Source organism: Faecalibacterium sp. Marseille-Q4896, assembly GCF_017377615.1.
Lineage (GTDB): Bacteria > Bacillota > Clostridia > Oscillospirales > Ruminococcaceae > Faecalibacterium > Faecalibacterium taiwanense.
Window position 1 is genome coordinate 35286 of the sequence record NZ_JAFREG010000006.1, and the last position, 11770, is coordinate 47055.

The 11770-nt window shown below is 56.9% G+C and carries 11 protein-coding genes; 8 read left to right on the plus strand and 3 right to left on the minus strand.

All coding sequences use genetic code 11. The features are described 5' to 3' along the window. Genes J3348_RS10290 through J3348_RS10305 form a run of 4 tightly spaced genes read left to right on the plus strand, consistent with a single transcriptional unit; the run spans position 1 to position 2581 of the window. On the plus strand, positions 1-1197 hold the full coding sequence (locus tag J3348_RS10290; RefSeq protein ID WP_097781397.1) for a bifunctional 3,4-dihydroxy-2-butanone-4-phosphate synthase/GTP cyclohydrolase II: 1197 nt from the start codon (positions 1-3) through the stop codon (positions 1195-1197). A gap of 21 nt (positions 1198-1218) precedes the next feature. Continuing rightward, positions 1219-1695, plus strand: coding sequence for a 6,7-dimethyl-8-ribityllumazine synthase (gene ribE / locus J3348_RS10295; protein ID WP_097781396.1), 477 nt, complete (start codon positions 1219-1221; stop codon positions 1693-1695). Positions 1696-1715: 20 nt separating this feature from the next. Next, entirely contained in the window at positions 1716-2132 is a 417-nt protein-coding gene (locus J3348_RS10300) for a response regulator transcription factor (RefSeq protein WP_005944121.1), read from the plus strand. After that, positions 2129-2581 (plus strand): low molecular weight protein-tyrosine-phosphatase, encoded by a 453-nt coding sequence (locus J3348_RS10305; RefSeq protein WP_005944118.1) that lies wholly within the window; start codon positions 2129-2131, stop codon positions 2579-2581. Before J3348_RS10300 ends, J3348_RS10305 begins: the two co-directional genes overlap by 4 nt. Positions 2582-2643: 62 nt before the next feature. On the opposite strand, the gene rlmD is transcribed toward J3348_RS10305, so the two are convergent. Continuing rightward, complete coding sequence (gene rlmD / locus J3348_RS10310; protein ID WP_207698924.1) at positions 2644-4071, minus strand: 23S rRNA (uracil(1939)-C(5))-methyltransferase RlmD; 1428 nt, start codon at positions 4069-4071, stop codon at positions 2644-2646. 15 nt (positions 4072-4086) lie between these two features. After that, positions 4087-4509: a BlaI/MecI/CopY family transcriptional regulator gene (locus J3348_RS10315; RefSeq protein ID WP_097774344.1), complete on the minus strand. Its 423-nt coding sequence runs from the start codon at positions 4507-4509 to the stop codon at positions 4087-4089. A gap of 331 nt (positions 4510-4840) precedes the next feature. Between J3348_RS10315 and serC the strand changes: the two genes are divergently transcribed. The 4 genes from serC (at position 4841) to J3348_RS10335 (ending at position 10226) form a co-directional block, all read left to right on the plus strand. Further along, complete coding sequence (gene serC / locus J3348_RS10320) at positions 4841-5923, plus strand: 3-phosphoserine/phosphohydroxythreonine transaminase (RefSeq protein WP_207698925.1); 1083 nt, start codon at positions 4841-4843, stop codon at positions 5921-5923. A gap of 165 nt (positions 5924-6088) precedes the next feature. Continuing rightward, positions 6089-7249: a phosphoglycerate dehydrogenase gene (locus J3348_RS10325; protein WP_207698926.1), complete on the plus strand. Its 1161-nt coding sequence runs from the start codon at positions 6089-6091 to the stop codon at positions 7247-7249. A gap of 448 nt (positions 7250-7697) precedes the next feature. Next, a complete protein-coding gene (locus J3348_RS10330; protein ID WP_005944105.1) occupies positions 7698-7979 on the plus strand; it encodes a DUF6110 family protein in 282 nt (93 codons plus the stop codon). Between the two features lie 144 nt (positions 7980-8123). Continuing rightward, complete coding sequence (locus tag J3348_RS10335; protein WP_207698927.1) at positions 8124-10226, plus strand: heavy metal translocating P-type ATPase; 2103 nt, start codon at positions 8124-8126, stop codon at positions 10224-10226. A 57-nt stretch (positions 10227-10283) separates the two neighbouring features. Here the strand turns inward: J3348_RS10335 and J3348_RS10340 are convergent, their stop codons facing one another. Further along, complete coding sequence (locus J3348_RS10340) at positions 10284-11762, minus strand: UDP-N-acetylmuramoyl-L-alanyl-D-glutamate--2,6-diaminopimelate ligase (protein ID WP_207698928.1); 1479 nt, start codon at positions 11760-11762, stop codon at positions 10284-10286. Positions 11763-11770 lie beyond the last annotated feature (8 nt).

An 11770-nucleotide genomic window follows, 5' to 3' on the forward strand; every position in this document is an offset into this window, starting at 1 on the left:
ATGAACTTCAATACCATTCCCGAAGCTTTGCAAGACCTGAAGCAAGGAAAAATCATTCTGGTAACGGATGACCCCGACCGTGAAAACGAGGGGGACTTCATCTGTGCTGCCGAATTTGCCACCACCGAAAACGTCAACTTTATGGCGACCCACGGCAAAGGTCTGATCTGTATGCCGATGTCCGAGGCTTTCGTCCAGAAGCTGCAATTTCCGCAGATGGTGCAGCATAACACCGACAACCATGAAACGGCATTTACGGTGTCCATCGACCACGTTTCTACTTCTACGGGCATTTCTGCCGCAGAGCGTTCCATTACGGCGATGGCTTGTGTGGACGATCACGCAAAAGCAGAAGATTTCCGCAGACCGGGCCATATGTTCCCCCTTCTGGCAAAAAAGAACGGTGTGTTGGAGCGCAACGGTCACACGGAAGCAACCGTTGACCTGTGCCGTCTGGCAGGGCTGAAAGAATGCGGCCTGTGCTGCGAGATCATGCGGGAGGATGGCACGATGATGCGCACCGCTGAACTGGCAAAGCTGGCAGAGCGTTTCCAGATCAAATTCATCACCATCCGTGATTTACAGGAGTACCGCAAGTGTCACGATAAACTGGTCGATCAGGTGACGGCAGTGAACCTGCCCACCAAGTATGGCACCTTCAGAGCTTATGGTTTTGTGAGCCGCCTGAACGGAGAGCATCACATTGCACTGGTAAAAGGTGACATTGGCGATGGAAAGGATATTCTGTGCCGCGTCCACTCGGAATGCCTGACAGGAGATACATTTGGCTCTTTGCGTTGTGACTGCGGCCAGCAGCTGGCCGCTGCCATGACGCAGATCGAAAAAGAAGACCGGGGTATCCTGCTCTATATGCGGCAGGAAGGCCGGGGCATCGGTCTGATCAACAAACTGCGTGCCTATGAACTTCAGGAGCAGGGCATGGATACGCTGGAAGCCAATCTCGCTCTGGGGTTCCATGGAGATGAACGGGAGTATTATCTCGGCGCGCAGATCCTCCGGGAACTTGGCGTAAAAAGCCTGCGCCTGCTTACCAATAACCCGGACAAAGTATATCAGCTCTCCGAGTTTGGGCTGGAGATCTCCGAGCGCGTACCCATTCAGATGACGGCGACCCCGTATGACCTGTTTTACCTGAAAACGAAGCAGGCACGGATGGGGCATCTTCTGGAATATTAACAACGAAAGAGGTATTTAAAAATGAAAACATTTGAAGGCAAGCTGGTTTCTCAGAACATCAAGGTCGGTATCGTAGCTGCCCGCTTCAACGAATTTATCACGTCCAAACTTCTGAGCGGAGCAATGGATGGTCTGCTCCGGCACGATGTGCAGGACGCTGATATTCATGTTGCATGGGTTCCGGGTGCTTTTGAGATCCCACTGGTTGCCTCTAAAATGGCAAAAAGCGGAAAGTATGATGCTGTGATCTGCCTTGGTGCCGTGATTCGCGGTTCTACCAGCCATTACGACTATGTGTGCAATGAGGTTTCCAAAGGCATTGCCACGGTCTCGCTGGAAAGCGGGGTTCCCGTCCTCTTTGGTGTTCTGACCACCGAAAACATCGAACAGGCCATCGAGCGGGCAGGCACCAAAGCAGGTAATAAAGGCTATGACTGTGCAGTCAGTGCCATCGAGATGGTAAACCTGCTCCGGGAAATGGATACCGCCGCAGAGTAAAATACACGCAGGAGTTTGCCATGATCGTTATAAAGACCCGACAGCCTGACCCGGAATTGGAGCAGAAGATCCGGATGCTTCTGGAACGAGAGCACATCGAGGCAGAGCAAATATCCATTGATTCATGGGAGAAGTTGGTTCTTCCGGGGCTTACACTGGACGGAATGACCCACGAAGTGTCGTGCAACGGCAGAAAAGTCTCCCTTACACGACTGGAGTTCGATTTGCTGCTGATGCTTGCCTCCCACGAAGGACAAATCTTCTCAAAAGAAGAGCTTTTCCGTGCTGTGTGGGGACAAAACTGTGACGACACCTTAAAGGTCGTGGCAAATACCGTTTCCAATCTGCGAAAGAAGCTGGCCGGCTGCGGCAGCTTTATCCGCACTACCCACGGCGGCTATGCTTTTGTAAGCCAAAAGGAGAACGACCCGGCATGACCAGGATCTTATTTATTTGTCTCGGAAATATCTGCCGAAGCCCGATGGCGGAGTATGTGATGAAAGACCTTACGTCCAAGGCAGGACTATCCGAGCAATTTGAAATCGCATCAGCCGCCACCAGTGCATGGGAAATCGGAAATCCGGTCTATCCTCCTGCACGGCAGAAGCTGGCAGAACATGGCATCGACTGCAACGGCAAGACCGCCCGGCAGATGACCCGGCTGGATTATGCACGGTATGATCATCTGATTGGCATGGACGAAAGTAATCTGTGCGACATCCTGCGGCTTGTCGGCGGAGACCCACAGCATAAAGTCTCGCTGCTGATGGCGCATACAGATCATCCCCGTGAAGTGGCAGACCCATGGTTCACGGGAGATTTTGAAGCCACATGGCAGGATATACTGGAAGGATGCACGGCATTGCTTGAGGAACTGCGATCATAACAGATTATCATAAAAACGGACGGATGTCTGCCAGTTGACAGACATCCGTCTATTTTTTTATTTCAAATCATCTTAAAATACTTCAGCGCCTCCCGGATGGCTCTTTCCTTCTCCGCCGGGCACTTGAGCCGCTTGGGGTTCTCAGCCTTAGGCTTGTTGTAGTTCTGCCGCTCCTTGATGCCGCATTTCTGCTTGACCTGTGCAATATAGAGGTCGCTCACGTTCAGACCGGTGTGTTCCTTGACGTACTCCCGGATCTCTTCATAAGTAGCCTTGGTCTCTGCAGCAGTCACGTCCAACTCATCCATCTTCAGGTCTACCGTGATCTTCTGGTGGATATCCAGTTTGGACAATGCGCATACCGTCTCGATATGCTCACTGTGAGGGAACATATCCACCGGCGTGCTGCTCTCCACTTTGTATCCCTTCCGGGTCAGCAGCTCCAGATCCCGGGCCAGCGTGACCGGGTTGCAGCTCACGTAGACCACACGTTTCGGGGCCATGCGGGCCACGCTTTCGATAAACTGCGGCGTAGAGCCCTCTCGCGGCGGGTCCATAAAGATCACGTCTGCGCGTTCACCAGCCGCAGCGGCTTCGCCGATCCACCGGGTGGCATCTGCGGCAAAGAAGCGGGCGTTCTTCACGCCATTGTGCTTTGCATTGCCTATGGCATCGTGCACCGCTTCGCGGTTCACCTCCACGCCCACTACCTGCTTTGCATGGTCGGCGGCGGTCAGGCCGATGGTTCCGATGCCGCAGTAGGCATCCAGCACCACTTCTTTGCCGGTGAGATGCGCCGCGTCCACCGCAAGGCCGTACAGCACTTCAGTCTGGGCGTGGTTGATCTGGTAAAAGCTGCGTGGGCTGATGGCATAGGTCTTGCCGCAGAGGGTATCCAGAATGAAGCCCTTGCCGTACAGCACCTTTTCCATATCGCCCAGCACCACGCTGGTTTTGCGGTCGTTCACGTTCTGGACGATGGTGGTGATGGCCACGCCCTGCTTTCCGGCTTCGGTCAGCAGGGCTTTGACAAAGTTCTTGGCACCCGGCAGCACCGGCTGAGCCGTCACCAGCACCACCATCACCTGCCCGGTCATAACGCCCCGCCGCAGCAGGCAGTGACGCAGAAGGCCGGTGCCCTTATCCTCATTAAAAGGCTGGTAATGGCAGGCGCCCGCCGCTGCGCGCACAGCCAGCATGGTCTTATCCAGCACTTCGTCCTGCAAAAGGCAGCTTTCCACCGGCAGCACCTTATGGCTGTTTGCCGCGTAAATGCCGGAAGTAAGTTCTCCACCCCAGCCGGTGGTAAAGGTGGAGATCACCTTGTTCCGATAGTGGTACGGCGTTTCCATGCCCCGGATGTGCTCCACCGGGCCGAATCTGCCCAACAGCTTTTTCACGGTCTCTTCTTTCTGTTTCAGCTGTGCGGCGTAGTCCATGCCCAGCATCGGGCAGCCGCCGCAGTTTTTGGCACGCAGTTTGCAATCCATCTTCCGCTCTCCTTTTTACCCATAAGGGTCATACAGATCATATTCTTCCGCTTCCAGATGCTTTTCCTCCAGCACCTTCATGGCCTGTTCCAGCTCGCTCTGGCCGCAGCCGCTCTCGCTGACCAGCGCGTGCACCGCCGCCGCAAGGTCGCCGCCAAAGAGGGTATCCAGCCGTTCCCGCATACTCCACACATTATAGGCGCGCTGGGTGATGGCCGGAGTGTAGGTGTTGCGGTTGCCATCCTTGCCGCTTTTCACCCAACCCTTTTCTTCCAGCCGGTAAAGAAAGTTGAGCACGGTCGCCGGTGCCCAGCCCTTTGCGCGCAGCTTTGCGTCGATGTCCCGCCGGGTGACGGGCGCACGGCAGGCCCACACCGCCAGCATCACCTGCTCCTCTGCCGCCGAAAGCGGCTTTACACTGTCCGGGATGCCATACATCCTGCTGTTCTCCCTCCTTTTGGCATCTTTTTTTCTTTTACGTTTGTCTTTGTTTTATTATTATACCAATTTCTGCTCCAAAGTGCAAGAGCCGAAAACGCCGATGAAATCAGGCTTTTTTAGCTATATTTTACATTTGTCTTTGTTTTTGTTTTTCTATCAAGGACATTTGTGTGCTTTGTGCCCGCACAGGGGCTTTTGCGCCGTATCTTTGTGCAAAGATGCTCTTGTTTTCATCCCTGCAAAACCGGTATACTACGGCTACAGCAATCAACAGAACGCACCGCAGAAAACCGCGGTGCTGTGCGATACAGGAAAGGGAGAGTTCATTATGGCACGAGTTTACAACTTCAGCGCAGGCCCCAGCATGCTGCCCGAGAAGGTGCTCAAGCAGGCACAGGCAGAGCTGCTCGAGTATGGCGACAGCGGTCAGAGCGTGATGGAGATGAGCCACCGCAGCAAGTGGTTCGATGCCATCATCAAGGACACCGAGGCCACCCTGCGCCGGGTAATGAACATTCCCGACAACTACAAGGTCGGTTTCTTTCAGGGCGGTGCCACCCAGCAGTTCGCCATGGTCCCGCTGAATTTCATGACCACCGGCAAGGCAGATTACCTTGTCACCGGCAACTTCTCGAACCTTGCCGCCAAGGAAGCTGCCAAGTTCGGCGAGGTGAACATTGTTGCTTCCAGCAAGGACAAAAACTTCACCTACATCCCGGACGTGAACGCCATCAACTATGATAAGGATGCCAGCTACATCCACATCTGCCAGAACAACACCATCTTCGGCACCCAGTTCGTGGAGGTGCCGCAGGTGGAGGGTGTGCCTCTGGTGGCAGACATGAGCTCCATGATCCTCTCCAAGCCGGTGGACGTGACCAAGTACGGCTGCATCTACTTCGGCGTGCAGAAGAATGTGGCCCCCGCCGGTATGGCCATTGCCATCGTCCGCGATGACCTGCTGGGCCATGCCGCCGACAATGTGCCCACCATGATGAACTACACCACCCTGCTGGGCAAGGACAGCATGTACAACACGCCCCCCTGCTGGTGCATCTATATGACCGGTCTGGTGCTCAAGTATCTGGAAAATGACATCGGCGGTCTTGCCAACATGCAGAAGATCAACGAAGCCAAGGCCAAGGTGCTGTACGACTATCTGGATGGTCAGGACTTCTTCACGAATCCTGTGGAGCACCGCTACCGCAGCACCATGAACGTCACCTTCACCAGCCCCAATGCAGATCTGGACAAGAAGTTCTGCGCCGAAGCTGCAGAAGCAGGCTTCGTGAACCTGAAGGGCCACCGTCTGGTGGGCGGCATGCGCGCTTCTATCTACAACGCCATGCCTGCCGAGGGCGTGGATAAGCTGGTGGACTTCATGGAGAAGTTCCGCAAAGAAAATGCATAAAACCCTCTCTGCCTCACTTCGTTCGGCAGCTCCCCCGAGGGGGGAGCTTTTTATCAGAAGGACAACTTGATCGAACCCGCTTTCTAAGCTCACCCTTCGGGAGAGCTGGCACGGTGCAAGCCGTGACTGAGAGGGTTCTCGTATAACAGAAGGGAAATCTGGACTATGTACACCATCAAAACTTTGAACGCCATCAGCCCGGTGGGTCTGGCAAAGCTGAACAACAAGCAGTTTGACGTGGCTGTGGACACCGATGCCCCGGACGGCATCCTCGTCCGCAGCGCCGACATGCTGAATACCACCTTCAACGACAATCTTCTGGCCATTGCCCGCGCCGGTGCCGGCGTGAATAACATCCCGCTGGACCGCTGCAGTGAGCAGGGCATCGTGGTGTTCAACACCCCCGGTGCCAACGCCAACGCTGTGGCCGAGCTGGTGATCGGCATGCTGATCGCCGGCAGCCGCAATGTGGCTGTTGCTGCCCAGTGGTGTCAGGGCCTTGTCGGCGACCCCGCCATGGCAAAGACCGTGGAAAAGGGCAAGAAGCAGTTCGTGGGCAACGAGATCAAGGGCAAGACGCTGGGTGTCATCGGTCTGGGTGCCATCGGCTCCCGCGTGGCCAACTGCGCCATTGAGCTGGGCATGGAGGTCTACGGCTACGACCCCTACATCTCCATTGACGCCGCCTGGAACCTGAGCAGTCAGGTACGCCACTGCGTGAACCTGAACGACATGCTGCCCCTGTGCGACTACATCACCATCCATGTGCCCTACCTGCCCACCACCAAGGACACCATCAACGCCCAGACACTTGCCCTGTGCAAGGACGGCGTGAAGATCCTGAACTACGCCCGCGGCGAACTGGTGAACGCCGAAGCGCTGCTGGAAGCCATGGAGACCGGCAAGGTGTCCGGCTATATGACCGACTTCCCGTCTGAGGCCATTCTGGGCAAGCCCGGCATCGTGTGCACCCCCCATCTGGGCGCTTCCACCCCGGAAGCCGAGGACAACTGCGCCGTGATGGCTGCAAAAGAGCTGAGCGACTACCTGAAGAACGGCAACATCATCCACTCGGTGAACATGCCGGAGGTCAACCAGCCCCGCGCCGGCGGCAAGCGCATCTGCATCATCCACAAAAACGAGCCCGGCATGATCAGCCAGATCACCGCCCTGACCACCGAAGCCGGCCTGAACATCGAGAACATGGTGAACAAGAGCAAAAAGAACATGGCCTACACCATGCTGGATGCTACCGGTGCTGTGGACAAGAAGCTGGCCGAAAAGCTGGCTGCCATCCCCGCCGTGATCCGGGTGCGCATCCTGTAAAGCAAAACGGTTTAAAATGTCCGCCGCGTCGCTCTTGGCATCTTCAGCGGAAAACGATTTTTATTTTAGCAACCCGGAAAAATCTGCGGATTTTTCCGGGTTGCTTTTTCACAGAGAAGGGCCGTGGCGGCAGCCTGCATTTCCAAACCAGGATTTTTTACAAGCCGGAAATTCTTTCTCGTCCCATCTGCCGGTTAGTTTCCATTTACAAACTGTAGTTTGTCTCAAAAAACGCGTTAAAGATAGTTTTTTCTAACTACACATCGTAAAAAGTTTACACGTATTAACATTCAAGGAAAACCTTGAAAATGGTAAATTCTGTGCTACAATAGGCTCGACAGCAGGGAAATGTCCACCCTGTTCTCCGGCTTTTGGGCCGGTATATTCATCTTACAGGTCCTGCGGTGCAGGGCCTCTGACAGGAAATAGAAAAGGTAGGGAAGTTACTATGGATATCAAGAAGATCGCACTGTTCGCCGCCGGTACTCTGTTCGGCTCTGCCGGTTTCAAGCTGCTGTCCAGCAAGGATGCCAAGAAGGTCTACACCCAGACCACTGCTGCCGTGCTGCGCATGAAGGACTCCACCATGGAGACCGTCAGCAAGGTCCAGGAGCAGGCCGGTGACATTCTGGCCGATGCAAAGGCCATCAACGAGGCTCGTGCTGTTGAAGCCGAGGCTGCTGTGATCGAGGATGCCGCCGAGGAGACCACCGAAGAGACCGCTGAGTAATTTTCGGTTCGTAAAGCACTGAAAGCCCCAACGTGGCTTTCGAGCCGCCTTCGGGCGGCTCTTTTTTGTGAGAGTGGGGCCGCAGGCGTGCAGGGTATAGCAGCCTGACGCTGCGGCAAAAAGATAGAGAAGGATATTTGATATATGAAATGTACCATTCTGCATGAAGGCAAAGGCCGGATGCGCGTGCATGTGGAAAACGTCCGCATGACTTTGCACCGTGCCGATGTGCTGGAAGCATATCTGAACCACAAAGATGCCATCGTCCATGCCGCCGTTTACGAGCGCACCGGCGATGTGGTCATTACCTATACCGGCAAGCGCACCGCCGCCATTGCCATTCTGGCAGGCTACAAGTTCGATGTGGCCGAGTATGACGCTCTGGTCACCTCCGCCGACAGCCGCAGGCTGAACCGGGAATATCAGGATAAAATGTTCGATCTGGTGGCAGGCCGCTGCCTGCGCAAGCTGTTCCTGCCCGCACCCCTTGACGCTGCCTACACCGCCTTCCGCTCCATCCGCTTCCTCTGGAAGGGTGTGCGCTGCGTGCTGAGCCGCAGGCTGGAAGTGGAGGTGCTGGACGCTTTGTCCATCGGCGTCTCGCTGCTGCGCGGCGACTTTGGCACCGCCGGTTCTGTCATGTTCCTGCTGAATCTGGGCTCTCTGCTGGAAGAGTGGACCCGCAAGAAGAGTCTGGACGATCTGGCCCGCAGCATGGCCCTGAACGTGGACAAGGTGTGGGTGCGCAGCCAAGGCACCGAAGTGCTGGTGCCTCTGACCAAAGTACGCTCCGGCGATGAGGTGGTCGTGCGCAGCGGCAACATGATCCCGCTGGACGGCACCGTGCTGGAAGGCGAAGCCATGGTGAATCAGGCTGCCCTGACCGGCGAAGCCATGCCGGTGCGCAAGACAGAGGGGTCCACCCTCTATGCCGGCACCGTTGTGGAGGAGGGCGAGTGCGTCTTTATCGCCAAGGCCGAGGGCGGTTCCAACCGCTACGACAAGATCGTGGCCATGATCGAGGAATCCGAAAAGCTCAAGTCCAGCACCGAGAACCGTGCGCTGGTGCTGGCCGACAAGCTGGTGCCATGGTGTTTGGGCGCAACGGTGGTCACCTATCTGCTCACCCGCAACGCCACCCGCGCCATCTCCTGCCTGATGGTGGATTTCTCCTGCGCGCTCAAGCTCTCCATGCCGCTGGCCGTGCTTTCCGCCATGCGCGAGTGCGGCAGCTACCACATCACCGTCAAGGGCGGCAAGTATCTGGAAGCGCTGTCTCAGGCCGACACTATCGTGTTCGACAAGACCGGCACTCTCACCCGTGCCACCCCGCAGGTAGTGGAGGTCGTGCCCTTCTCCGGCTGCAACGAGCGCGAAGTTCTGCAGCTGGCCGCATGTCTGGAAGAGCACTTCCCCCATTCCATGGCCAACGCCGTGGTGCGTGCCGCCAAAGAGCGCGGCATTTCCCATGAGGAGATGCACTCCGAGGTGGAGTACATCGTGGCCCACGGCATTGCAAGCCGCGTGGGCGGCCAGCGCGTGGTCATCGGCAGCCACCACTTCGTCTTTGAGGATGAAAAGTGTACCATCCCCACAGCCGAGCAGCAGAAGTTCGATGCCCTCAAGCCCGCGTATTCGCACCTGTACATGGCAGCCAGCGGGCAGCTGGTGGGCGTCATCTGCATCTCCGACCCGCTGCGCCCGGAAGCCGCCGCTGTGCTGAACGGCCTGCGTGCGCTGGGCATCCGGAACACCGTCATGATGACCGGCGACAGCGAACGCACCGCTGCCGCCATTGCAAAGCAGGTGGGCGTGGACCGCTTCTTTGCCGAGGTGCTGCCCGAGGACAAGGCAAACTTCGTCCAGCAGGCCAAGGCCGAGGGCCACACCGTGGTGATGATCGGCGACGGCATCAACGACTCCCCCGCCCTGTCCGCTGCCGACATTGGCATTGCCATCAACTCCGGCGCTGCCATCGCCCGCGAGATCGCAGACGTGACCATCAAAGCCGACAGTCTGGAGGAACTGGTGGCCCTCAAGGCCATCGCCAACTCTCTGCAAAAGCGCGTGCACGCAAACTACCGCTTCGTGCTCACCTTCAACTCGGCCCTCATCGCGCTGGGTGCTCTGGGCATCCTGCAGCCGGCCTCCTCTGCCATGCTGCATAATCTCTCCACCATCGGCATCAGCCTGAAGAGCATGACCAATCTCCTGCCGGAGAACAAGGCTCCGCAGCTGAAAGCATAATTACCGCAAAAAATAACGCCGTGTCTGAACATTCGACACGGCGTTATTTTTTATCTGTTATTCCAGCCCGATCTGCTGTGCATACTCTTCCAGCAGCTCCCGCTCCAGGAACGGAGTCTTGACACCCTCGCGGTCACGGTAGGTCTCGTGGCCCTTGCCAATGACGGCGATCAGGTCGCCCTCCTGCGCGTGATCCACTGCGTAGTGCAGCGCATCCAGACGGTCGGGGATCTCCACGAACTTTGCATCCGGGTTGCCCTTGTTCATGCCCACGCGGATATCAGCAAGGATGTCCTCCACCTTTTCAAAGCGGTTGTTGTCCTCGGTAAGGATGGAGAGATCCGCCATCTTGGCGCAGATCTCGCCCATGCCGTAGCGGCGCAGCTTGGAGCGGTTGCCGCCGCAGCCGAACACCACCACTAGACGGTGGGGCTTGTAGGCCCGCAGAGTGGTGAGCAGGCTTTCGGTGGACACCTCGTTGTGGGCATAGTCCAGCAGGATGGTGAACTTCTTGCTGATGGGCACCAGCTCCACGCGGCCCTTGACCACGCACTTGCCAAGGCCGTCGTAGATCGCCTGATCCGGCAGGCCCAGCACCTTGCCCACCGCCAGAGCTGCCAGCGCGTTGTACACGCTGAACTCGCCGGGCATGTTCACCTTCACATCCATCTCGTCCTTGCCGGTCACATGGAACTTCACGCCCAGAAAATCGTGGGTGCGCAGCAGTTCAAAGCCGGTCTCGCGGTAGTCCGCCTGCTCAGCGCGGCCATAGGTGACAAGGCGGCAGGTGTGGCCTTCCAGAAGTGCTTCGGTATTCTCATCGTCAATGTTCACCACGCCCACGTCGCAGCGCTTGAACAGCTGGCCCTTCCAGCTGCGGTACTCCTCAAAGGTCTTGTGCTCGCCGGGGCCGATGTGATCCGGCGAAAGGTTGGTGAACACGCCCACATTGTAGTGCACACCGGCCACGCGGTCCATCATCAAGCCCTGGCTGGAAACTTCCATCAGCGCGGTGTCGCAGCCTGCATCCAGAAACTCCCGGAAGGTCTTTTGCAGCTCGTAACTTTCCGGGGTGGTGTTGGCAGTTTCCTTGTGGCGGCCCATATAATAAATGCCGTTGGTGCCGATCATGCCCACCTTGCGGCCTGCAGCTTCCAGCACGCTCTTGATCATGTGGGTGGTAGTGGTCTTGCCCTTGGTGCCGGTCACACCGATCATGGTCATCTGGCGGGACGGGTTGCCGAAGAGGTTCGCGCTCATCAGAGCCATGGCATAGCGGCTGCTTTCCACCTTGACCACGGTCACGCCCGGCATGGCGGAAAGGTCGATGTCGTGCTGGATGACCAGTGCGCTGACACCCTTTGCCGCGCAGTCGGCGGCAAACTCATGGCTGTCACGCTGGGTGCCCACGATGCACACGAACAAAAGGCCCGGTGCCGCCTTGCGGCTGTCGTAGATGATATCCGAGATCTCGGTGTCCAGACTGCCCTGCGCAAGGGTAAAGGGCACGCCTTCCAATAACTGTTCCAGTTTCATACTGCACA

Excerpts from the sequence above, each read along its gene's own strand:
- J3348_RS10290 (WP_097781397.1), top strand. The coding sequence starts at position 1 with ATGAACTTCAATACCATTCCCGAAGCTTTGCAAGACCTGAAGCAAGGA.
- J3348_RS10335 (WP_207698927.1), top strand. The coding sequence starts at position 8,124 with ATGAAATGTACCATTCTGCATGAAGGCAAAGGCCGGATGCGCGTGCAT.
- J3348_RS10300 (WP_005944121.1), top strand. The coding sequence starts at position 1,716 with ATGATCGTTATAAAGACCCGACAGCCTGACCCGGAATTGGAGCAGAAG.
- ribE (WP_097781396.1), top strand. The coding sequence starts at position 1,219 with ATGAAAACATTTGAAGGCAAGCTGGTTTCTCAGAACATCAAGGTCGGT.
- rlmD (WP_207698924.1), bottom strand. The coding sequence starts at position 4,071 with ATGGATTGCAAACTGCGTGCCAAAAACTGCGGCGGCTGCCCGATGCTG.
- J3348_RS10325 (WP_207698926.1), top strand. The coding sequence starts at position 6,089 with ATGTACACCATCAAAACTTTGAACGCCATCAGCCCGGTGGGTCTGGCA.
- J3348_RS10315 (WP_097774344.1), bottom strand. The coding sequence starts at position 4,509 with ATGTATGGCATCCCGGACAGTGTAAAGCCGCTTTCGGCGGCAGAGGAG.
- J3348_RS10330 (WP_005944105.1), top strand. The coding sequence starts at position 7,698 with ATGGATATCAAGAAGATCGCACTGTTCGCCGCCGGTACTCTGTTCGGC.
- J3348_RS10340 (WP_207698928.1), bottom strand. The coding sequence starts at position 11,762 with ATGAAACTGGAACAGTTATTGGAAGGCGTGCCCTTTACCCTTGCGCAG.
- J3348_RS10305 (WP_005944118.1), top strand. The coding sequence starts at position 2,129 with ATGACCAGGATCTTATTTATTTGTCTCGGAAATATCTGCCGAAGCCCG.
- serC (WP_207698925.1), top strand. The coding sequence starts at position 4,841 with ATGGCACGAGTTTACAACTTCAGCGCAGGCCCCAGCATGCTGCCCGAG.